Raw genomic sequence first — 22,178 nt, forward strand, 5'->3', positions numbered from 1 at the left:
GGCTGGGCGGCCATGGCTGGGCTGCGGCATCGAGATGGTCGGGCGGCCACGGCTGGGACGCCGGAGCTCCAAGGTGCTCCGGCAGCCCGGATCCTCCTGGCGACCCGTAAGGAGCTGTCTCCGCCGGGGCTGTGCCTGCCGGTGCGCCGGCCCAGGTACCGGGAACGCTTTCCGGGCCAGGGTCTCCCGCGACCGGGCCTGCTGGTCCCGGGTCTCCCTGGGCCGGGCCTGCTGCACCCGGGCTTCCCAGGGCTGGGCCCGCGACCGGGCCTGCTGCACCCGGGCTTCCCAGGGCTGGGCCCGCGACCGGGCCTGCTGAACCCGGGCTTCCCAGGGCCGGGCCCGCGACCGGGCCCGCTGAACCCGGGCCTCCCGGCCCTCCCAGGCCCGAGCCGGCGGGCCCCGAGCCGCCGGAACTCGAGGCATCAGGGCCCGAGCCTTCGTCGGCCGGACCCGGGTTCACCGGGCCCGAGCCGGCGGAGCCCGAGCTCTCGAGGGCCGGACCCAGGTTCACCGGGCCCGAGTCGCCGGGGCCCGAGTCGCCGGGGCCCGAGCCGCCGGGACCGGTGTTCCCTCCGGGGATCTCCGCCAGTGACACCGCCCGGCGTTCGCGGCGGGAACGCTCGCAGGCCTCGGCGACGCGGAGGGCCTGGAGGACCTCGCGGCCGTCGCAGGGATTGGGGCGGCCACCGCGGATGACGTCGACGAAGGCGTTGAGTTCCGCCTCGTAGGCGGGGCCGAAACGCTCCAGGAAGCCGGTCCAGGGCTTGTCCGCGGCCGGGGGCCCCGTGGGCTCGGTGGAGGCGATCGGCGTGCGGTCGTCGAGCCCGACGACGACCTGGTCCAGCTCGCCGGCCAGCTCCATACGGACGTCGTAACCCGCGCCGTTCAGCCGCGTCGCCGTCGCCGTGGCGAGCGTGCCGTCGTCGAGGGTGAGGACCGCGGCCGCGGTGTCGACGTCGCCCGCCGCCCGGAACATCGCGGGCCCGGCGTCCGACCCGGCGGCGTACACGTCGACGATCTCCCGCCCGGTCACCCAGCGCAGCACGTCGAAATCGTGGATCAGCGCGTCCCGGAACAGCCCCCCGGACACCGGCAGCCACGCGGCGGGCGGCGGCGACTGGTCGGACGTCACCGCCCGCACGGTGTGCAGCCGGCCGAGCCGGCCCGAGCGCACCGCCTCCCGCGCCCCGGTGTACCCCGCGTCGAAGCGGCGCTGGAACCCCATCTGCAGGACCGTCCCCGCCGCCTCGACCTCGGCGATCGCCTGTAAGGTCCCCGCCAGGTCCAGCGCGATGGGCTTCTCGCAGAAGACCGGCAGCCCGGAGCGCGCTGCCCGACCGATCAGTTCGGCGTGGGCCGAGGTGGAGGCCGTGATGACCACGGCGTCCACTCCCCAGCGGAAGATCTCGTCCACCCCGGGAGCGGCCGTCTCACCCAGGCGCAGCGCCAGCTCCTGCGCCCGCGCGGGCTCCGCGTCCGTGAGGATCAGGGATCCGACCTCGCGGTGACGGCTCAGTGTGTTCGCATGAATGGTGCCGATGCGGCCCGTCCCGATGACCCCGATGCGCATGGAATCACCGTGGCGTCGTGGCCCTCGCCCTGTCAATCCGTATGTCCGGACAATCGGACTGCACAACTTCCCGTCAATCGACCGCGCGGCTACGCTCGGGCGCGTGCCGAAACCTGAAGTGGACCCGACCGTGCAGCTGGACCTCCGTGTGGACAGGAGTTCTCCGGTGCCGTTGTACTTCCAGCTGTCCCAGCAGCTGGAAGCCGCGATCGAGCACGGGTCCCTCACCCCGGGCAGCCTGCTGGGCAACGAGATCGAGCTCGCGGCCCGGCTCGGCCTTTCCCGCCCGACCGTGCGCCAGGCCATCCAGTCCCTGGTCGACAAGGGTTTGCTGGTGCGCCGCCGGGGTGTCGGCACCCAGGTCGTGCACAGTCAGGTCAAGCGCCCGCTGGAGCTCAGCAGCCTCTACGACGACCTGGAGGCCGCCGGCCAGCGCCCAGCGACGACGGTCCTGGTCAACACGGTCGTCCCCGCCACCGCAGAGGTGGCCGCCGCGCTCGGTGTCGCCGAGGGCGGCGAGGTGCACCGGGTGGAGCGGCTGCGGCTGGCGCACGGGGAGCCGATGGCCTACCTGTGCAACCACCTGCCGTCCGGACTGCTCGACCTCGACACCGCCCAGCTCCAGGCCACCGGCCTCTACCGGCTGATGCGGGCCGCCGGGATCACCCTGCACAGCGCCCGCCAGTCGATCGGCGCCCGCGCCGCCACCGAGGCCGAGGCCGAACGGCTGGCCGAGGAGGAGGGCGCCCCGCTGCTCACCATGCAGCGCACCACCTTCGACGACACCGGCCGCGCCGTCGAGTTCGGCGACCACATCTACCGGCCGACCCGCTACTCCTTCGAGTTCCAGCTGCTCGTACGGCCCTGAGCCCGCCCGGTACGCCGCCACGCGTACGGAGCGCCATGTCCGCGCAGGCGACGGCTTCCTGCGCGCGGGCGGCCTCAGCACCGTCTTGCGGGTCTGCACCGGCACGACGGCGGCCTGCTGCGCCCGGACGGCGAGGAGACGGCGCCGTCCTCGCCGCGCGAGGCGCTTGACCGCGGCATCGCCACCGTCCACCAGGACCTGGCCGTCGTCCCCCTCATGCCGGTCTGGCGCAACTTCTGCCTCGGCTCGCAGCCCCGCAAGGGCGTCGGCCCCTTCAAGCGCCTGGACGTCGACCACATGCGCCGCACCACCCGCACCGCGCTGCTGCGCACGGGCATCGACCTGCGCGACGTCGACCAGCCCATCGGCACCCTCTCGGGCGGCGAACGCCAGTGCGTCGCGATCGTCCGCGCGGTGCACTTCGGCGCCAGGGTCCTCGTCCTGGACGAACCGGCGGCGGCTCTGGGGGTGAAGCAGTCGGGCCTGGTCCTGAAGTACGTGGCGGCAGCCCGGGACCAGGGTCTCGGTGTTGTGTTGATCACCCACAGCCCGCACCACGCCCATCTCGTCGGAGACAGGTTCGTGCTCCTGAAGAGGGGCGCGATGGCCGGCAGCCACACCCGGGACTCCCTCACCGCGGAGGAGCTGACACGTCAGAGGGCGGGCGGGAACGAGCTCGAGGACCTCCGACACGAACTGGAACGCGCCGTAGGAGTACGAGGGGGGCGCGCGGCCGGATCCCGCGCACCCCCGGACGGCGCCCGTCCGGGCACCGCGCCGCGGCCTCCCCGTTCGGCACCGCGGGTACCCGTGCGGCAGAATCGGCCGCGATGAGCACCTACCGCGACCTCACCGCCCCCATCGGCTCCCGCAGAGCCACCGTGCTGCGCACGGTGGGCACCCGGGAGCGGCGCTCGCACCTGACCGCGCCCCGGGTGCCGACGGTCGGCATCGACATCGGCGGCACCAAGGTGATGGCGGGCGTCGTCGACGCCGACGGCAACATCCTGGAGAAGGTCCGCACGGAGACCCCGGACAAGTCCAAGAGCCCGAAGGTCGTCGAGGACACGATCGTCGAACTGGTCCTGGACCTGTCCGACCGGCACGACGTACACGCGGTCGGCATCGGCGCGGCCGGCTGGGTCGACGCCGACCGCAACCGCGTCCTGTTCGCCCCCCACCTGTCCTGGCGCAACGAGCCGCTGCGCGACCGCATCGCCGGCCGCCTCGCGGTGCCCGTCCTCGTCGACAACGACGCCAACACCGCCGCCTGGGCGGAGTGGCGCTTCGGCGCGGGCCGCGGCGAGGACCACCTGGTCATGATCACGCTGGGCACCGGCATCGGCGGCGCGATCCTCGAGGACGGCCAGGTCAAGCGCGGCAAGTACGGCGTCGCCGGGGAGTTCGGGCACATGCAGGTCGTGCCCGGCGGCCACCGCTGCCCGTGCGGCAACCGCGGTTGCTGGGAGCAGTACAGCTCCGGAAACGCCCTGGTCAGGGAGGCCAAGGAGCTCGCCGCCGCCGACTCGCCGGTGGCGTACGGGATCATCGAGCACGTCAAGGGGCAGATCGGCGACATCAGCGGCCCCATGATCACCGAGCTGGCCCGCGAGGGCGACGCGATGTGCATCGAGCTGCTCCAGGACATCGGCCAGTGGCTCGGCGTCGGCATCGCCAACCTCGCCGCCGCCCTCGACCCGTCCTGCTTCGTCATCGGCGGCGGCGTCTCGGCCGCCGACGACCTGCTCATCGGCCCCGCGCGCGACGCCTTCAAACGCCACCTCACCGGCCGCGGCTACCGCCCCGAGGCCCGTATCGTGCGCGCCCAGCTCGGCCCCGAGGCCGGCATGGTCGGCGCCGCCGACCTCGCCCGCCTGGTCGCCCGCCGCTTCCGGCGCGCCAAGCGCCGACGCGTCGAGCGCTACGAGCGCTACGAGCGGTTCGCGGAGGCCGCCCGGCGGGCCCGGGACACGGCATGACGTCCGCCCTGCCCCACCAGGCCGACCCGACGCAGGACCCGGCCGGCCCGCAGGAGACCCGGGGGCACGTGATCCGCCGCCGGGCGCTCACCCTGCTGATCATCGTGCTGCTCATCGGCGTGCCGGCCGGCTACCTGGTGATCTCCGCCAACCAGAGCCGCGACAGCGGCAAGGACAAGGAGGCGAAGTACTCGGCCACCGGCCTGACCAAGGGCTGGCCGTCGAAGGTGCAGCGCCGCCTCTACCAGGTGCCGGTCCCTTACCCCTCCGTCAACGTCGCCTACTACGAGACCAACAACTGGAGGACCAGCCGCCTCTACGTGCAGTTCCAGACCACACAGGCCGGCCTGGACGCCTTCCTCACGGAACTCGGCCTCGGCCGGTCCGCCCTCGAGAAGGACAACCTCGCGATCGGCGAGCGCGACCGGAACGTCACCGGCTGGAAGTTCTCCGGCCCGGGCTCCCGCCCCGGGGACTACTTCGGCTTCGTCCGCGAGGAGAAGAAGCCGAGGCCGACCCTGGACGTCGTGGTGAACACCTTCAACCCCTCCCACCCCCTGGTGTACGTCGTCTCCCGCACGGTTCCCTGAGCCGCCCGGCACGTCGCCCGGACGGCCGCCGGAGCCGATTGTCAGACCCCGCCCGTAGAGTCGAAGACGGATGATCCGGCACACGGGCGGGAGGTGGACACCATGAGCGACACGGCCACGGCAGCGGCCGCCGGACACCCGGCACAGCCGCTCGGCGCGCGCCTGGCCGCCGTCTTCCTGCCCGCCCCCCTCCCGCGCGAGGGCCGGATCGCCCTCTGGGACCCGGACGACGGCCCACTGCCCTCCGCCCCGGACGCCGACCGCACCGAGCTGACCGTCGTACGCCGCCACGGAACCTCCGTCCGCCGACGGCAGGCCGCCGCGCTGTCCCTGCCGCTCGACGCGGCGCTCCCGCTGCTGGTGGGCGCCCGCCGTGACCCCACCGCCCACCCCGCGACCGCCTGCTGGAGCGCCGCCGCACAGCACGCGCTGCGGCTCGTCGCCCGCGGCCGCCTGCTGCCCGGCCTGACCCCCACCGGGCATGACGCCTGGCGGGCCGGCCCCCTCGACCCGGAGGACGTGGCCCACCTGCGCGCGGTCGCCGCGGCCCTCCCGTACGAGGGCCACGCCGTGCCGCTGCCCGGCCCCGGCCCGCTCCGGCTGCCCCGACCCGAAGCCCTCGTGCGCTCCTTCCTGGACGCCGTCGCGGACACCCTGCCCCGCACCCCGGCCGCGCCCCACGCGTGCGGGAAACCCTTCGCCGACCGCCGGCCCCAGCGGCTGCCCGCCGCCGCACACGACTGGGCCGCCGAGGTCGCCGCCGGAATGGACGCCGGCGTGCGCGTCTCGCTCCGCCTCGACCTGTCGGCGTACGACCTGTTCGACGCCGCCGAGGGGGCGCCCCGCGCGGGCACCGCGATCGTCCAGGTGCACAGCCTCGCCGACCCCACACTGGTGACCGACGCGGCGGACCTGTGGGCGGGCCGGGCGGACTCCGCCTTCGGCCCTCGCGCAACGGTGGACGCGGCCCTCGCCGTGCGGCGGGCCGCCCGTGTCTGGCCGCCGCTCGCCCGGCTCGCCGACCAGGACGCACCCGACGTGCTCCCTCTGTCCGAGGACGAGCTGAGCGACCTGCTCGGCGTGGCCGCGACCCGGCTCGCGGCGGCCGGCGTCGCCGTGCACTGGCCGCGGGACCTCGCCCAGGACCTCGCCGCCGCCGCGGTCGTCCGGCCCGCGCCCGGTTCGGCGACCGACGGCACCGGCTTCTTCGAGAGCGGGGAACTCCTCCGGTTCCGCTGGCAGCTGGCGCTCGGCGGCGATCCGCTCACCGAGGCCGAGATGGACGCCCTCGCCGAGGCCCACCGACCGGTCGTCCGCCTGCGGGACCGGTGGGTGCTGGTCGACCCGGCGCTCGTCCGCAAGGCGCGCAAGCGCGAACTCGGGCTGCTGGACCCGGTCGACGCCCTGTCCGTCGCCCTCACCGGCACCGCAGAGGTCGACGGCGAGACCGTCGAGGCGGTCCCCGTCGGCGCCCTCGCCGCCCTGCGCGACCGCCTCACCACCGGCGTGCACCCCGCCGACCCGCCCGCCGGCCTGCACGCCACGCTCCGCGACTACCAGCTCCGCGGCCTCGCCTGGCTCGACCTCATGACCTCCCTCGGCCTCGGCGGCTGCCTCGCCGACGACATGGGCCTCGGCAAGACGATCACCGTCATCGCCCTGCACCTGAAGCGGGCCCGCACCGAACCGACCCTCGTGGTCTGCCCCGCCTCCCTCCTCGGCAACTGGCAGCGCGAGATCACCCGCTTCGCCCCCGGCGTCACCGTCCGCCGCTTCCACGGCCCCGACCGCACCCTGGAGGGCCTGACCGGCGGCTTCGTCCTCACCACCTACGGCACCATGCGCTCGGCTGCCCCGACACTCGCCGACCAGCCGTGGGGCATGATCGTCGCCGACGAGGCACAGCACGTGAAGAACCCCTACTCGGCGACCGCCAAGGCCCTGCGCACCCTCCCGTCCCCCGCCCGGGTGGCCCTCACCGGCACCCCTGTCGAGAACAACCTCTCCGAGCTGTGGGCACTGCTGGACTGGACGACCCCCGGCCTCCTCGGCCCCCTGAAGTCCTTCCGCGCCCGCCACGCCCGCGCCGTGGAGACGGGCGAGGACGCGGAGGCGGTGGAGCGCCTCGCCCGCCTGGTCCGGCCGTTCCTGCTGCGCCGCAAGAAGTCCGACCCGGGCATCGTCCCCGAGCTGCCGCCCAAGACCGAGACCGACCACCCGGTCCCGCTCACCCGCGAACAGGCAGCGCTGTACGAGGCGGTGGTGCGCGAGTCGATGCTCGCCATCGAGACGGCGCAGGGCATCGCCCGCCGCGGCCTGGTCCTCAAACTCCTCGGCGCGCTCAAGCAGATCTGCGACCACCCGGCGCTGTACCTCAAGGAGGACACCCCCGCCACCGGTGACGCCCTCGCCGCCCGCTCCGGCAAACTCGCCCTGCTGGACGAGCTGTTGGACACCCTGCTCGCCGAGGACGGCTCGGCGCTCGTCTTCACCCAGTACGTCGGCATGGCCCGCCTCATCACCGCCCACCTCGCCGGCCGCGCGGTTCCCGTGGACCTCCTCCACGGCGGAACCCCGGTACCGGAACGCGAGCGCATGGTGGACCGCTTCCAGAGCGGCGGGACCCCGGTCCTGGTGCTCTCCCTGAAGGCGGCCGGCACCGGCCTGAACCTCACCCGCGCGGGCCATGTCGTCCACTTCGACCGCTGGTGGAACCCGGCCGTGGAGGAACAGGCCACCGACCGCGCCTACCGCATCGGCCAGACCCAGCCCGTCCAGGTCCACCGCCTCATCACCGAGGGCACGGTCGAGGACCGCATCGCCGAGATGCTGGAATCCAAGCGCGCCCTCGCCGACGCGATCCTCGGCTCCGGCGAGTCCGCCCTCACCGAATTGACGGACCGTGAACTGTCCGACCTGGTCCGCCTGCGGAGGGAGGCGTGATGCCCGGCGCCGACGAGCCCCGCGACACCCCCCGCCCCGCGGACGCGGCCCGCCGGGCGCTCCGCGAGGCGCGGGAGGCGCGGGAGACCCGGGGCCGCGAGGGGGAGCGCGCGGTCGAGCACCCGCCGGGGACAGGGCAGGGGGAGGCCGCAGAGCGGGTGTCGGGCGCGGGCCGGGCGCCCGGAGCGGGGCGGTTGCCGGACGCGGGTCAGGTGTCCGGCGGGGGAGAGGCGTCCGGCGGGGGGCAGGCGTCGGGTGGGGGCGAAGTGTCTGGTGGGGGAGGGGCGTCCGGTGGGGGCCGGACGTCGGGTGGAGGGCAAGTGTCTGGTGGTGGGGGGCCGGTGTCTGGTGCGGGCGGCGCCGAAGCCGAGGGCCCCGGGTCGGCCACGGGCCCCGGCCCGGCGGTACCTTCTGCCTCGGCGCCCTCGACCGACCCGGCAGTCGGCCCGGCCCCGGCGCCGTCGACCGACCCGGCAGTCGCCCCGGCCCCGGCAACCGGCACCACTCGGCGGCCGCAGGGTTCCGTCGGCTCCCGGCCCGGGGACGCCGCCCGTGAGGCCTTGCGTGCGGCGCGCGCGGAGGCGCGGCAGGGGCCGGCCGACGGCACCGCGCCCAGCACCGCTCGGGCTTCCCGGAGCGCTCGCCCGTCCAGTCCCTCGCGTCCCCTTCGCCCACGTGACCGGGTCGCCGACGAACGGGCACGTGAGGTACGGCAGTTGCTCGCGGGGGCGTTCCGGATGCCGTCGGAGGAGCCGGCCCCGGAGCCCGCCCCGGCCGAGCGGGACACCCCCGCCGGCCCGGCCCACAGCACGTCACCCACCCCCTCCGCCGAAGCTCCCGGCAGGTCGACGCCGTCCTCGTCCGCCGAGCCTCCCCACAGCAGGACGGCCTCTCCGTTCCCCGAGCCGTCGGGCGCCGCCACGGCTTCCCCGCCCTCCGAGCCGTCGCGCGCCGCCACGCCCTCTTCGTCCTCCGGCTCTTCGTCCTCCGGACCGTCGCCCGCCGCCACGCCGTCCTCGCCCACCGAACACCCCCGCGCCACCCCCCGCTCCATGGCCGCCCATGCGCGCGACGGCGACCACCGCCGCACCTTCGCGGCCTTCCCCTCGCGGTCGGCCGGGGACGGGAACGTCCGGTTCGCCGAGACCTGGTGGGGCAGTGCCTGGGTCACCGCGCTGGAGGAAGGCGCGCTGGACGCCGAACGGCTGGCGCGGGGGCGGGGATACGCCGAGCAGGGCAACGTGGACGCCATCACGGTCACCCCCGGTCTCGTCCTGGCGTACGTACAGGGCAGCCGGCCGCGCCCGTACCGGGTGCAGGTGCGGCTGCGCACCCTCGACGACGCCGACTGGGAGCGCTTCCTGGAGGCGGCCGTCGAGCGCCCCGCGCACATCGCGGCGCTGCTCGACAAGGAGATGCCGGAATCCCTCGCCGAGTGCGGTGTGCCCCTGCTGCCCGGCCCCGGGGACCTGGAGCCCCAGTGCAGTTGCCCGGACCGCGGCCACCCCTGCAAACACGCCGCCGCCCTGTGCTACCAGACCGCACGCCTGCTCGACGCGGACCCGTTCGTACTGCTCCTGCTGCGCGGCCGGGGCGAGCGCGAACTGCTCGACGCGCTCTCCCGCCGCAACGTCACCCGTGCGGCCCGCGCCGCCCAGGAGCACGAGCCGGAGCCACTGCCCGGCGTCCGGGCCACCGACGTCCTCGACCCCGGCCGTCGGCTCCCGCCGCTGCCCGCCCCGCTGCCCGTGCCGCCGCACCCCGGGCAGCCCCCCGCCTACCCGTCGGCGCCCGGTGGCCCCGACTCCTTCGCGCTCGACCAGCTCGCCACCGACGCGGCCGCCCGCGCCCACGCCCTCCTCACCACCGGTCGCGACGAGATCGGCGAACTGACCCCGTGGCAGGACGCCGTACGGCTCGCCGCGTCCCGTCCCGGCTCCGGACTCACCGCCGCCACCCGCGCCCTCTACGCCGCGCTCGCCGGAGCCACCGGCCGTACCCCCGCCGAGCTGGCGCGTGCCGTCGCCGCCTGGCGCCAGGGCGGCCCGGACGGACTCGCCGTGCTGGAAGAGCCCTGGGACCCGCCGGCGGGACGTTTCGACCGGGCCCGCCCGCTCCTCCGCGCCGCCGACCTGCCCGCCTTCCGCCCCTGGCGCAACCGCCTCACTCACCCCGCCGGCCATGTACAACTCCGCTTCGGCCGCGACGGGTTGTGGTACCCGTACGAGTCGGAGCCGGGCCGGGACGACTGGTGGCCGCGCGGCACCGCCGACTCCGACCCGGTGGGCGCCCTGACGGGCCTGGGCGGTTCCGACGGCGAGCTCTGACCCGCCGCAGCCGGGGGTGTGTTCGGTGGTCTGCCGCAGGCGGAGTCGGGAGAGGGCGATATCGATCCAGACCACGAGGATGACGGCGCCGACCGTGTTGAGGAGGAAGGGCAGGACGCGATCGCGGGCGATGCGGGCGATGAGTTGGGCATTGTCCGACTTGCTCGCGCAGTTTGTGGCAGTTCGATGTCCGGCCGATGGCGCCGGGAAGATCATTTGATGCCAAACAATGCGTGTCGGGTGTACCGCCCGCAAGAGGGTCACGCGGATTTTGCCCGCACGTGACGGCCGCCGGACCGAGTGGCGTGCGGGATACTTTTGACTGCAAACAACTTGTCGGCGGCCGTGCGTCGCCCGCGACACGAAGGGGGAGCCTGTGCCCGGGCCTCGTCGATCCATCACCGAGACCGAGCAGGCCGTACGACAGCGGCTGGGCGGCCTGACGCTGCAGCGCGAGGCCATGGCCGCCGTGGGCAACATCCACCGGGCCGCCGCGGCCGTCCGCAACCACCTGGAGAACTCGGTCCTGCGTCCGCACGAGCTGACGTGGACCAGCTTCGTCGTGCTGTGGGTGCTGTGGATCTGGGGTGAGGCGGAGACCTGGTCGGTCGCCGAGGAGGCGGGCATCTCCAAGGGGACGCTGACCGGCGTTTCGCGCACCCTCGAGGCGCGCGGCCTCGTGGCCCGCTCCCCCCACCCCGAGGACCGTCGCCGGGTCCTGCTCTCCCTGACCCCCGAGGGGGAGAAGCTCATGGAGGAGTTGTTCCCGGCGTTCAACGCGGAGGAGGCGTTCGTCTCCGCCCCGCTGGGCCCCGAGCAGTGCCTCCAGCTCGCCGACAGCCTGCGCGCCATCGTCGGCCGGCTCGAGGAGCACGGCGAGCAGCGCCGGCGGGAGCTCCTCGCCGGCGAGGAGCTGGCCCCGCGGCGCTCGGGTCGGCGCCCGCGTCCGTAGCCGCGCGGCCGGGGTCCGGCCGTCCGCGTCGCATCCCGCCGGGCGTCCCAGTCGCTGCCGGAGGCGCCGTGTGCGCCGTGCGGCGCCTGGCCCAGGCCGTGGTGACCCTGCGCGAACCGTCCGAGACGAACGGGTTCGTCAACGCCCACCCGATCGCCCACCACCGCTGGCTGCCGTCGATCGAAAAGGGCAAGGGGCTCGCCCCGGACGGGCTGATCGAGACCGGAGCCGCCTCCTTCGAGGGCGGGCAGCCCGGGGTCGGGGACGCCGGTCTGGAGCGCTTACCGGCGACGGCCCGACCACGGGACGCGCGATCGGCCTGCACCCCGGGCACCCGGGTCGCTCGGCAGCGCTGCGCCGACGAGCTCACCGGCGCTCTCGACCAGGACACCGGCACGGAGGTCGTCCGGCTGCTGACCTCCGCGACTGCGGGCGGCCCATGCGAAACTTCCCTAGGGCCCTTCTGATGGATTTCCGCGGCGTCGCGACGCCCGGCACGCACTCTCGCCGCACCGCGCGAAAGCCCAATTAGCGCCGCTACGGGGACTTCCGCGCCGCACGCCGAGAGCACGCACCGGACGCCGCTCCTTCTCCCACGGAGATCCATCAGAAGGGCCCTAGCGGTTCCCGGGAGGGGCGCAGGACCCCCTGCCCGAGCAGCCGACCCGCCGAACGCAGGCACTGCCCGGTGCGGAATACTTTCCCGATGAGTTCACGCACTTCCCCGATCAGCCGACCGGTCACGATACGGAGGGCCGTCGCGCGGGATGCCAAACGGCTCACGCGGCTCGTGCGTGGCTCAGGCGCCTATGAGGGCAAGTACGCAGCCGCAGTCGCCGGCTACCGGGTCGGTCCTGACTACATCGAGGCCCACCGCGTCTTCGTCGCCGTCGGCGCCGACGAGCAGGGAGGCCGGGTCCTCGGGTTCTACTCGCTCGTCGTCGCTCCACCGGAGCTCGACCTGCTGTTCGTCGCCGACGAAGCGCAAGGACGGGGTATCGGGCTCCTGCTCGTCGCGCACATGCAGTCCGAGGCCCGTGCCGCCGGGCTCGACCGTGTCAAGGTCGTGGCGCATCTTCCCGCCGAGGGCTTCTACCACCGCGCCGGTGCAGTACGGACCGGGACCGCGCTCGCGAAGCCGCCCTCCGTGCCGTGGGACCGTCCTGAGTTCGAGTTTCGCATTCCTTCGGAATGACGCGGTGTGCCGGTTCGCGGAGCACCGGCTCCGCCTGCGTGGTGGCAGGCATGCAGGAGCCGCGGGACGCCGCGCGCTCCGTGTGTGCCGTCGTCCAACGCATTGTCCGATGGCCGTCACGTCGTCCTGCCGGAGATTGCCCCGCAGCTCTCGGACGACCTTCGGAGGCGGGGATTCGAGCCCATCGGAGTCGACGTGACCGAACTCCTCGAGGCCGGGGGCAGTGTCAAGTACTGCACTCTTGAGCTGCGCGGAAACTGATGTCCAGGGTCCTTGGATGCCGACTGACACAGCAGCCGGCATCCAGGTGCTCCGCAGAGGCGGGCATCCGTCACGCAGGAGGGCCCAGAGGACGGTGACGCGGCGGCGGGTAACGGAGAGCACCGCCTGGATGTGACCCTTCCCTCGGCGTATGACTCCCGTCCCCGACCCAGATGCCGCGGGACCGCGACCGGAACGGGGACCGTGCTGCCGCGCTGTGGCTCAGGCGTCGATGATGACGGGGATGATGAGGGGCTTGCGGCGGTGCGTGCGGAACGCCCAGTTCGCCACGGCGCGGGCGACGAGCTGTTCGAGTTGGCGGGCGTCCCCGACGCCTTCCTCGGCTGCGGTGGCCAGGGTCTTCTCGATGACGGGGATGACCGGCTCGAAGGTGGTGTCGTCGTGGACGAAACCACGGGCCAGGAAGTCGGGGGCCTCGGTGAGGGCGCCGGTGTCCGCGTCGACGATGGCCACCACCGTGACCACGCCTTCGGCGGCGAGGGTGAGGCGGTCCTTGAGGGACGCTTCGGTCGCGCCGCCGACTTCCATGCCGTCCACGTACACGTTGCCGGCGGGGACCTTGCCGGTGATGGATGCGCGCCCGTCGACCAGGTCGACGACGACGCCGTCCTCGGCGATGACGACCCGGTCGGGGTCGACACCGGTACGGATGGCGAGGTCGCCGTTGGCCCGCAGGTGGCGCCATTCGCCGTGCACAGGCATGACGTTGCGGGGTTTGACGATGTTGTAGCAGTAGACGAGTTCGCCGGCGCTCGCGTGCCCGGAGACGTGCACCTTGGCGTTGCCCTTGTGGACCACGTTGGCACCCCACCGGGTGAGTCCGTTGATCACCCGGTAGATGGCGTTCTCGTTGCCGGGGATGAGGGAACTGGCGAGCAGGACGGTGTCGCCCTTGCCGATGCGGATCATGTGGTCGCGGTTGGCCATCCGTGACAGCGCGGCCATCGGTTCGCCCTGGGAGCCGGTGCACACCAGAGTGATCTTGTGGTCCGGGAGCTTCTCCAGCTCCTTCGTGCTCACCACCAGACCGGACGGGACCTTCAGATAGCCCAGGTCACGGGCGATGCCCATGTTGCGGACCATGGAACGGCCGACGAAGGCGACCTTGCGGCCGTGCTGGTGGGCGGCGTCCAGGACCTGCTGGATGCGGTGCACATGGCTGGCGAAGCTGGAGACGATGACCCGGCGCGGCGCGGTGCGCATCACCTGCTCGATCGCCGGGTTCAGCTCACGCTCGGAGGTGGTGAAGCCGGGCACTTCGGCGTTGGTGGAGTCGGTGAGGAACAGGTCCACGCCCTCCTCACCGAGGCGGGCGAAGGCGCGCAGATCGGTGATGCGGTCGTCGAGAGGGAACTGGTCCATCTTGAAGTCGCCGGTGTGCAGCACCATCCCGGCCCGGGTGCGGATCGCGACCGCGAGGCTGTCGGGGATGGAGTGGTTGACTGCCACGAACTCGCAGTCGAAGGGGCCGAAGCCGCGCCGGTCGCCCTCCCGCACCCGCACCGTGCGCGGCCGGATGCCGTGTTCCTTGAGCTTGGCCTCCAGGAACGCCAGCGTCAGCTTGGAGCCGACGACGGGAATGTCGGACCGTTCGCGCAGCAGGTACGGCACGCCCCCGATGTGGTCCTCGTGGCCGTGGGTGAGTACCACGGCCACGATGTCGTCCAGCCGGTCCCGGATCGAGGTGAAGTCCGGCAGGATCACGTCCACGCCTGGCTGGGTCTCCTCGGGGAACAGCACGCCGCAGTCGACGATGAGCAGCTTGCCCGCGTGCTCGAAGACGGTCATGTTGCGGCCGATCTCACCTAGGCCGCCCAGGGCGGTGACTCGCAGCCCTCCCTCGGGAAGGGGCGGGGCGGCTTTCAGCTCGGGGTGCGGATGACTCATACCCTGACGGTACCCGGAGAGCGGGACAGGGTGATCCATAGCCTGTGTGATCTTCTTTTCCGACGGGGCGGGGCACCCGCAGGGGGCGACTCGGCACGATGATCGGATCACGCCGGGGACCGGGGACAGGGAGTGGTGGCAGCGGTACCGCCTTCCGTGGCCGAACCGGCCGCCCGGTCCTGGAGAAGCGCCTGCCGGGTCCGGTCCTCAGGGATCCGGAAGACGCCGAAGCCGAGGATCGGCATCCGCACGCCGTTGCTGAGGGACACATGGGGAATCCGCGCGGTCATGCTCCGGCTTTTCTCCATGTCGCGCACCTGCGCCGGCTGGTCCTGCAGACCCTCGAGGATGCGCAGCACACTCGGCCGTACGGTGGCCTTCTTCGGGCGGCGCCGGACCCGGGCCGCACCGGTGGCCGCACGGGCCAGGGCGTAGAGGTGGCCCCGCTCGGTGTCGTCCAGGCGCAGGGCCTGGGCGGGGGAGTCCAGGTGCGCGAAACTGCTCGATCGGCATCGGCCGAGCCCCACGGGAGATCCAGCCCTTCGTTCCGGGCCGGATACTGGCGTGTTTTCGCTAGCGACTTCCGTCATGCCGTTATAGCGTTGTGATCAGCAGTCGTGGTTCCGAAGTTTCGTTCGCCCGTGATCGCCATCACGGGCGTTCTTGCTGTTCAGCGCCTCTCCGGACCAGGGCGATCACCTCCCGGTCGCGCAGGGTGCGTGCCCGGTTTCCCTCAAAGGAGACAGTCATGGCCAAGGGCACAGTGAAGTGGTTCAACAGCGAGAAGGGCTTCGGCTTCATCGAGCAGGAGGGCGGCGGCCCCGACGTCTTCGCCCACTACTCCAACATCGCCAGCCAGGGCTACCGCGAGCTGCAGGAGGGCCAGAAGGTCGAGTTCGACGTCACGCAGGGCCAGAAGGGCCCGCAGGCGGAGAACATCCGCCCCGCCTGATCGCGCGCCCTGAGTAAGGGGTCCTTGCACTATGAGCGCCTGAACAGCCCGCGCGGCCCAGGCGGGCACAGTGCAAGGCCCCCCACGGGCCCGGCATCCCGGCTTCGGGACGCCGGGCCCGAGGCCGAGGCCGCACCGGAACGCTTTGGTCCGGCCTCGGCGGGAGATCGGCTGCGACGGCAGGCCGAGGACGTCCACGGCCAGGCCGCGCTTGCGGCCCGGCACCCGCTTGGCCGGATCGCGGCCGGTCGTGGAAGCGGGGACCCCGCTCGCCGTGTGGACACACTGGGTGTCCAGCACCACCAGGGTCGGGTCCTCTCATCGCCGGGCGCGTTCACGGACCTGGCAGCGCAGGAGTTCATGGATGACCTGGTCGGTTCCGTCGTCCTGCCAGGCGGCGAAGTAGTAGTACGTCGCGCTCTTCTGCGGCAGATCGTGCGGGAGGTGGGCCCACTGGCAGCCGGTCCGCCCCTGGCGGAGGATCGCGTTCACGAACTCCCGCATGTCGTAGGCGCCCTGATGACCGCTGACCTACCGGTGCCGGCCCTTCCACGCGGTGATCACAGGTTCGATCAACGACCACTGCTCGTCCGATAAGTCGCTGGGATACGGCTTCCGTTCACTCACCCCGCCAACCCCAACCAGTCCCCGCGTCGCGGACCCGCGGATCCCGCTCACACCCCACACCATCAGGCGACCACAAACCGACTCAGAGAATCACGAACCGCTCTCTAAGAGGGTGATTCGCCCCGACCGGGCGTCTCAAGACGGTTGAAGCCAGCGAGGCGGGGCGAGATGGCGAAGGGGAACGATTCGCCGTCGGGGGTCTTGATGGCTGCCACGATGTCCTGGTCCGGTGCACCGAATATCTCGAAGTGCTGCACGGTGCAGTGCTCCATCACCTCGCGGATGTACGGATCCGACAGCCGCCAGTGGGCGCGGATGGCATCGGAGTCGCGGTAGAGCTGGAAACTGTGCGCCAGCATCCGCTCCTCGTCGATGAAGACGTCCACCATGAGCTGGGGGCCGTGCTCTTGAGTGAATGCCACCGCCTGCGCGATGGCGTGCCGGAAGTCGTCGAGGTGGCCGTCGGTGATGCGCATGGTATTGCGGAAGAGAATGGTGCTGCTGTTTGAGGTCTTCATGCGCCGAGTGTTGTACCTGAACCAAAGTTGAGGTCAAGGGTGCGGCTCAGCCGGGGCTGTCGGCGACGATGCTGAGGTTGTTGACGAAGCCGTGACAGGGGCGTGACGGGAATGGCGCCGCAGAACCCCCGCCGGCTCGCCTTCCTTTGGCGGGGCTCCGTGATGTGAGAGGGCATGGTCCGCTGGCTGGCTGGCTGGCTGGCTGGAAGGAAACGGCTGACCCCGGGCGCTCGCCGAAGGCCCGGCCGACGCCGGGACGGCGAAGAACTTGCTGTGCAGGGCCGACGGAACCGGGTAACGTCATGGTCATGTTCTTCCAGACGCCGATTTACGAGTGAGAGCGTGATGGGCCCTTGCTGACGTCCTTCGACGTCGCCGCGCCCGTCCCCCACCGATGAATCCGTAGATCACTTCACATCATTCCGGGAGAACCCGTGAGCAAGAACATCAACAACCCCGTGGGCATGGGCGGCGGCCAGCGCAAGAAGTTGTCCCGCGCCGAACGGCAGAACAACGGTCCGCACCGCAACCTCGACCGCCAGGGTGCCGCCGACCAGAAGGCGGAGCTGGTGCGCAAGATGCGCGAGAAGGCAGGCGCAGCCGAGGGCGCCGGGCAGAGGAGCGACGACACCGCACAGAGCTGACGCACCGCCGCCGCACGGCGGCACCCCATGGGGCAGGGCCCCGGACCGCGACGCGCGGTCCGGGGCCTGCGGCCGTACCGGGCGCGGCCGGTCCCGCTCAGCTCTCGGCCGAGCCCTCGCATCTCAGCCGGCCACCCGGGGCAGCCGCAGATTCAGCAGCTTCGTCACCGCCACCCCCCGAGCTGCACCAGCAGCATCACCACCAGCGCCTTCCCCGTGCCCCTGCCCGGCGGCTCTGCCAGGAAGAGCCCGTGGTGAAGGCGGCCCGAACGATCCCGGAGCCGGTCAGGAGCACTTCGCCGCCGTCCTGACCAACGGCTCCGGCCGCACCTGCACGGTCTACGGCTTCCCCGGCATCGCCTCCGTCGACGGCGCAGGCGAGGCGGTCACGCCGGACCCCGAGCGGGCCGCCGGCCAGGAGGAGCCGACGGTGACGCTGAACTCCGGCGCCGGCACGTGGTCGGCGCTGACGTTCACCGATCCGGCGGCCACCGGCGTGACCACCGTGACCCCGGCGGCGGTCCTCGTCACCCCGCCGGGCGAGACCGCGTCGATCAAGGTGGCGTGGAAGGGCGGCAAGGTCTCCAACACGGGCAAGGCGTCGGTCCCGCAGGTGAGCTCCTTCAGGCCGGGCGACGGCGGCTGACGTTCCCGGAGTCGCCGTCCGCCGCGGACTCGCCCCGCCCGGCCGTCGGCGCGAGCCGCGCGGCCGCGCCCTCCACCAGTTCCAGGTCGGCCTTGGTGTGGCCGATGGCTGCGTCGAGGAGGAGGGACACCAGCGGGTCGCCGGTGTGGGTGCGGCGCAGCCGGGTCAGCCCGGCGAGTTCGGACAGGTAGGTCTGGCGCTGCGCCGCGACGAACGCGTCCAGGGCTTCGGCGCCGAGCGAGGAGGCGCCGAACAGCTTCAGGAACAGCTCGTCGCGGAACCCGCCGGTGCGCACCCATGCACTGGTGGCCCAGCTCCGCACCTCCTGCTGCCCGGCCGGGGTGAGCCGGTAGAGGGTCTTGTCGGGCCGGTCCGGCTGGGCCACCTGCGACCGGGTGACGAATCCGTCGCGGACCAGCCGGTCGAGGATCTGGTACAGGTGGCCGATGTTGAGGCCGCCCCACTGCGGGCCGATGGCCTTCTCGAAGCGGCCCTTGAGCTCGTACCCGTGACTCTCCCCCTCGGTCAGCAGGGCGAGCACGGCGTGGTGCAGCGGCAATTTACACACCTCCTGGATTGTGACAATGTACCGCTGCATTGTCGCAAGGTAGGAGGACGGCAGTGGGTGTGACGTTAAGGGGTGTGACGCGCCGGTATCCGGGGCTGGTCGCCCTGGACGCGGTCGATCTGGAGATCGGCGACGGCGAGGCGGTCGCGGTGACCGGCCCGTCGGGTTCGGGGAAGTCCACCGTGCTGCACCTGGTCGGCGGCATGGACCGGCCCGACGAGGGCTCGATCGAAGTCGACGGCTCAGAGGTGACGGCACGCCGACTGGACGCCCACCGTCGCCGGATCGGGTTCGTCTTCCAGCGTTTCCACCTGCTGCCCGCGCTCACCGTGCTGGACAACGTCCTCGCGCCCGTGCTGCCCCGCCGGGTGGACTTCGACCGACGCGCACGTGCCATGGAACTCCTGGAGGCAGTGGGCCTCGCCGCCCGCGCGGACGCGCTGCCGTCCGAACTCTCCGGCGGCATGCAGCAACGGGTCGCGACAGCAAGGGCGTTGATCAACCGCCCGGGCCTGCTGCTCGCGGACGAGCCGACCGGCAACCTCGACAGCGCGACCGGTCGGGAGATCATCGACCTGCTGCTCTCCCTGCGTGAGCGTTACGGCATGACCCTGCTGCTCACCACCCATGACCCCGAGGTCGCCGTGAGCTGCGACCGGATCGTCCGGCTTCACGACGGTCGGATCGTCGCCGACGAGCGACTCGCCCCCGACGACGACGTGTTCGACCGGCTCGGAGGGCTGCGCCCGTGATCGCCATGATCCTGTCCCAGCTGTGGCGCCGGCGCTCCCGCGCCTTGGCGCTCGCCTCGGGCATCCTGGTCGCCGCCACCAGTTTCACCCTGCTCACCGCGACGGTCACCACCAGTCAGGCCCGCACCACCGGCCTCGTCGAGGACAGCTCCCGCTCCGCCTACGACATCCTGGTCCGTCCGCCGGGCGCCGGCGGCGACGTCGAGAAGGATCAGGGCCTGGTCGAGGCCAACTTCCTGTCCGGCATCTTCGGCGGCATCACCCTCGGCCAGTACGAGCGCATCTCGTCCCTCGCAGGAGTCGAGACCGCCGCACCGGTCGCCAACATCGGTCACCTGATGGTGCAGAGCACGGTCCCCGTGGATGTCTCCGCCTTCCGCGACAGCGATGCGCCCGCCCAACTTCTGCGTCTCACGCCGACGTTGAAGGCCGGGCTGGGCAGCTACCCGATGGCCGACCAGTACGTCTACCTGACCCGGAACCCGATCGTCACGTACAAGACGTGGAACGAGGCCGAGACCATCTGGCCCGACCTCCAGCACGAGATCGCCGGCGACAAGAAGTACGCGGTGTGCTGGTTCTACAACGAGGACAAGAAGGGGGACACATTCGACAGCCTGGGTGAGCGGCTGCCCCAGCCGCTGTTCGTGTGGAACCCCGTCCCGAAGACGGCTTTCACCCCCGACGCCCGTTCTCGGATGACCTGCGTACCGGGCGACGGCAAGGCCACGGCGCAGATCCCGGTCGCCTACCCGGTGCTCCTGTCGGCGATCGACCCGGCCGCCGAGGACCGGCTGGTCGGTCTGGGCGGCGCGGTCACCTCGGGCCGGATGCTCACCGACAAGGACAAGCCCTTCTGGGGACCCGACGCCTTCGACCTGAACCCGGTCAAGTCCGAACGGCAGCACGATTACCAGGTCCCCGTCATCCTCGGCAGTCGAACCCTCACCGCCGGCGCCCTGAAGGCCGCCGTCCAGCGGCTCGACGTCGGCGATCCCGCCGCGCTGCCCGCCAAGCTGGCCGCTCCGCAGGCCCACGACTACGTCAACGGCCTGCGCGGCAGCGCCGTCGGCGAGGTGACCGCCGACCTCGGCGCCGGCTTCCGCACCATCACCGGCGGCGACGACTTCGAGGTACCCCTGTACTGGACCGTCGGTCCCGTCGACTACCGTGCCACCGAGGACGGTCTCACCGCGCGGACCCGCTCCGCCCAGCCGCGCGACCTGTGGCGCACCAACGTCGAGGACGGCCTGGTGCCGAACGTCCCGGAGGAGAACACCGGCACCCAGTTCCGTGAGGTCACCGCCCACGCAGCCACCGACTGCATGGCCTTCAAGACCTGCACGGGCAAGGACTCCGGGCGCGGTCCCACACCGGTCCTGAACATCGTCGGCCGCTACGACACCGACAGGCTGCGCGGCTTCTCCGCTCTCTCCCGGGTTCCCCTGGAGACCTACCGTTCCCCGCAGGTCATCGGCGCGGACTAGGCGTCCCGCGCTGCCCTCGGCAACCAGCCGCTGCGCCCCGACCGCAACCTCGGCGGCTACCTCAGCCCGCCGCCCACCCTGCTCACCACCCTCGACTCGCTCTCCGTCATCACCCACAGCCGCAGAACGCCCACCGCGCAGGAGAAGGCGCCCGTCAGCGCCATCCGCATCCGGGTGGCCGGCGTGACCGGCGTCGACCCCGCCTCCCGCGCCCGCGTCAACTCCGTCGCAGGCCAGATCCGCACCGCCTACCCCGAGCTCCAGGTGGACGTCACCGTCGGCAGCTCGCCCGCCCCGCAGACCGTGGCACTGCCGGGGGGCGTCAAGGTCACCGAATACTGGGTCGCCAAGGGCGTCGCCCTGAGGATCCTGCGGGCCGTGGACACCAAGAGCGCGGTTTTGTTCGGGCTGGTCCTGGTGGTCTGCGGGCTCTTCCTCGCGCAGGCGGCCCTGGCCTCCGTACGCTCGCGCCGCACCGAGATCGGCACCCTGCGCTGCGCCGGCTGGAGCGCGCCGGAGATCCTCCGGCTGATCCTCGGCGAACTCGCGGTGATCGGGTTGGCCGCAGGCACGCTCGGCGCCCTCCTCGCCTACGGCCTGGGCGCCCTCATCGGCCTGCCTACCTCGGTGGCGAAGGCGGCCCTCGTGCTGCCCGTCGCCCTGCTGCTCGCGCTGACCGCGGGCGTGCTGCCCGCCTGGCGGGCGACCCGGGTGCAGCCGCTGGACGCGGTCACACCCCCGGTCAACGGGAGCCGCCGGGCCGTCGCCGTCCGCTCGGTGGTCGGCCTCGCGCTGCGCAACCTGCTGCGCGCCCCCGGCCGGACCGTGCTCGGCGCCGCCGGTCTGGCGCTCGGCGTGGCCGCGTTCACCGTGCTGCTCTCCCTCACCCTCGCCTTCCGCGGCGAGGTGGCCGGCTCGCTGTTGGGCAACGCCGTCGTCGCCCAGGCCCGCACCGCCGACTACCTCAGTGTGGCCTTGTCGCTGGTGCTCGGCGCGGCCGGCGCCGTGGACGTGCTGGTCCTCTCCCAGCGGGAGCGGGCCGCCGACCTCGCCGTACTGAGCGCCACCGGCTGGTCGAGGCGTGAACTCGGCCGTCTCGCCCTGTACGAGGGCGTCGGCCTCGCCCTGCTGGGCGGCCTCACCGGAGCCGTCGCGGGCCTGGCCACCGTCCTGATGATCGGCCAGGGGCTGTGGGACGGACGGCTGTTCACCATGGCCGGTGCAGCGCTTCTGGCGGCCCTGGCCGGGGTCGGCCTGGTCTGCGGTGTGCTCTCCTTCCCGATCCGGGCCATGTCCCGTATCGCCCCGGCCCAGCTGCTGGCGAGGGAGTGAACGCCGGTCGGCAGGGCTTGCGCCACACCCCGGTTCGTGGTCGTAGAAACGCGCGC

At 72.6% G+C, this 22,178-nt stretch carries 17 protein-coding genes and 5 pseudogenes; 16 read left to right on the plus strand and 6 right to left on the minus strand.

The genetic code is table 11. The features are described 5' to 3' along the window. Positions 1-571: 571 nt before the first annotated feature. Positions 572-1,573, minus strand: a pseudogene (locus ACZ4YY_RS04695) (Gfo/Idh/MocA family protein); the annotation flags it as partial. A gap of 130 nt (positions 1,574-1,703) precedes the next feature. Here ACZ4YY_RS04695 and ACZ4YY_RS04700 point away from each other — a divergent pair. From ACZ4YY_RS04700 to ACZ4YY_RS04745, 10 genes and pseudogenes are all read left to right on the plus strand, one after another. After that, entirely contained in the window at positions 1,704-2,441 is a 738-nt protein-coding gene (locus ACZ4YY_RS04700) for a GntR family transcriptional regulator (protein ID WP_468284348.1), read from the plus strand. An 84-nt stretch (positions 2,442-2,525) separates the two neighbouring features. After that, a pseudogene (locus ACZ4YY_RS04705) lies at positions 2,526-3,275 on the plus strand (ATP-binding cassette domain-containing protein); the annotation flags it as partial. Further along, positions 3,272-4,420, plus strand: a complete 1,149-nt coding sequence (locus ACZ4YY_RS04710; protein WP_468283819.1) for an ROK family glucokinase — start codon at positions 3,272-3,274, stop codon at positions 4,418-4,420. The pseudogene ACZ4YY_RS04705 and the gene ACZ4YY_RS04710, both read left to right, overlap by 4 nt. Then, positions 4,417-5,010, plus strand: coding sequence for a sugar kinase (locus ACZ4YY_RS04715; protein WP_468283821.1), 594 nt, complete (start codon positions 4,417-4,419; stop codon positions 5,008-5,010). Before ACZ4YY_RS04710 ends, ACZ4YY_RS04715 begins: the two co-directional genes overlap by 4 nt. Before the next feature lie 102 nt (positions 5,011-5,112). Next, positions 5,113-7,953: a DEAD/DEAH box helicase gene (locus ACZ4YY_RS04720; RefSeq protein WP_468283822.1), complete on the plus strand. Its 2,841-nt coding sequence runs from the start codon at positions 5,113-5,115 to the stop codon at positions 7,951-7,953. Further along, complete coding sequence (locus ACZ4YY_RS04725; RefSeq protein ID WP_468283824.1) at positions 7,953-10,280, plus strand: SWIM zinc finger family protein; 2,328 nt, start codon at positions 7,953-7,955, stop codon at positions 10,278-10,280. The genes ACZ4YY_RS04720 and ACZ4YY_RS04725 overlap by 1 nt, the downstream gene beginning before the upstream one ends. A gap of 376 nt (positions 10,281-10,656) precedes the next feature. Beyond that, positions 10,657-11,232 (plus strand): MarR family winged helix-turn-helix transcriptional regulator, encoded by a 576-nt coding sequence (locus ACZ4YY_RS04730; RefSeq protein WP_468283826.1) that lies wholly within the window; start codon positions 10,657-10,659, stop codon positions 11,230-11,232. A gap of 20 nt (positions 11,233-11,252) precedes the next feature. Next, positions 11,253-11,522 (plus strand): annotated as a pseudogene (locus ACZ4YY_RS04735) (acetoacetate decarboxylase family protein); the annotation flags it as partial. Between the two features lie 416 nt (positions 11,523-11,938). Then, entirely contained in the window at positions 11,939-12,427 is a 489-nt protein-coding gene (locus ACZ4YY_RS04740) for a GNAT family N-acetyltransferase (protein WP_468283828.1), read from the plus strand. 96 nt (positions 12,428-12,523) lie between these two features. After that, positions 12,524-12,688 (plus strand): annotated as a pseudogene (locus tag ACZ4YY_RS04745) (amidinotransferase); the annotation flags it as partial. A gap of 222 nt (positions 12,689-12,910) precedes the next feature. Here ACZ4YY_RS04745 and ACZ4YY_RS04750 read toward each other — a convergent pair. Together ACZ4YY_RS04750 and ACZ4YY_RS04755 are read right to left on the minus strand one after the other, a co-directional pair. Beyond that, positions 12,911-14,596: a ribonuclease J gene (locus tag ACZ4YY_RS04750; RefSeq protein WP_468283830.1), complete on the minus strand. Its 1,686-nt coding sequence runs from the start codon at positions 14,594-14,596 to the stop codon at positions 12,911-12,913. A 107-nt stretch (positions 14,597-14,703) separates the two neighbouring features. Next, positions 14,704-15,123 carry a hypothetical protein gene (locus ACZ4YY_RS04755; protein WP_468283832.1) on the minus strand — a complete coding sequence of 140 codons (420 nt, stop codon included), beginning with the start codon at positions 15,121-15,123 and terminating at the stop codon, positions 14,704-14,706. Between the two features lie 221 nt (positions 15,124-15,344). Between ACZ4YY_RS04755 and ACZ4YY_RS04760 the strand changes: the two genes are divergently transcribed. Next, on the plus strand, positions 15,345-15,548 hold the full coding sequence (locus ACZ4YY_RS04760; RefSeq protein WP_014670069.1) for a cold-shock protein: 204 nt from the start codon (positions 15,345-15,347) through the stop codon (positions 15,546-15,548). A gap of 180 nt (positions 15,549-15,728) precedes the next feature. On the opposite strand, the pseudogene ACZ4YY_RS04765 reads toward ACZ4YY_RS04760, so the two are convergent. Next, positions 15,729-16,175, minus strand: a pseudogene (locus ACZ4YY_RS04765) (transposase); the annotation flags it as partial. A gap of 104 nt (positions 16,176-16,279) precedes the next feature. Next, positions 16,280-16,693 carry a hypothetical protein gene (locus ACZ4YY_RS04770; protein WP_468283834.1) on the minus strand — a complete coding sequence of 138 codons (414 nt, stop codon included), beginning with the start codon at positions 16,691-16,693 and terminating at the stop codon, positions 16,280-16,282. A gap of 434 nt (positions 16,694-17,127) precedes the next feature. On the opposite strand from ACZ4YY_RS04770, the gene ACZ4YY_RS04775 reads away from it, so the two are divergent. Both ACZ4YY_RS04775 and ACZ4YY_RS04780 read left to right on the plus strand, forming a co-directional pair. Continuing rightward, on the plus strand, positions 17,128-17,337 hold the full coding sequence (locus tag ACZ4YY_RS04775) for a DUF6243 family protein (RefSeq protein WP_468283836.1): 210 nt from the start codon (positions 17,128-17,130) through the stop codon (positions 17,335-17,337). Further along, positions 17,237-17,983 carry a DUF4232 domain-containing protein gene (locus tag ACZ4YY_RS04780; protein ID WP_468283838.1) on the plus strand — a complete coding sequence of 249 codons (747 nt, stop codon included), beginning with the start codon at positions 17,237-17,239 and terminating at the stop codon, positions 17,981-17,983. Before ACZ4YY_RS04775 ends, ACZ4YY_RS04780 begins: the two co-directional genes overlap by 101 nt. Here the strand turns inward: ACZ4YY_RS04780 and ACZ4YY_RS04785 are convergent. Then, positions 17,961-18,581 carry a PadR family transcriptional regulator gene (locus tag ACZ4YY_RS04785; protein ID WP_468283840.1) on the minus strand — a complete coding sequence of 207 codons (621 nt, stop codon included), beginning with the start codon at positions 18,579-18,581 and terminating at the stop codon, positions 17,961-17,963. The genes ACZ4YY_RS04780 and ACZ4YY_RS04785 overlap by 23 nt on opposite strands. 44 nt (positions 18,582-18,625) lie before the next feature. Between ACZ4YY_RS04785 and ACZ4YY_RS04790 the strand changes: the two genes are divergently transcribed. From ACZ4YY_RS04790 to ACZ4YY_RS04800, 3 genes are all read left to right on the plus strand, one after another. Then, positions 18,626-19,303, plus strand: a complete 678-nt coding sequence (locus ACZ4YY_RS04790) for an ABC transporter ATP-binding protein (RefSeq protein ID WP_468283842.1) — start codon at positions 18,626-18,628, stop codon at positions 19,301-19,303. Next, positions 19,300-20,790, plus strand: coding sequence for a hypothetical protein (locus ACZ4YY_RS04795; protein WP_468283844.1), 1,491 nt, complete (start codon positions 19,300-19,302; stop codon positions 20,788-20,790). The genes ACZ4YY_RS04790 and ACZ4YY_RS04795 overlap by 4 nt, the downstream gene beginning before the upstream one ends. 183 nt (positions 20,791-20,973) lie before the next feature. Then, the gene (locus tag ACZ4YY_RS04800; protein ID WP_468283846.1) at positions 20,974-22,122 is read left to right on the plus strand and encodes an FtsX-like permease family protein; all 1,149 of its coding nucleotides are present in this window, start codon (positions 20,974-20,976) and stop codon (positions 22,120-22,122) included. Positions 22,123-22,178 lie beyond the last annotated feature (56 nt).

The sequence above is a fragment of the Streptomyces sp. NPDC030143 genome (assembly GCF_055573695.1).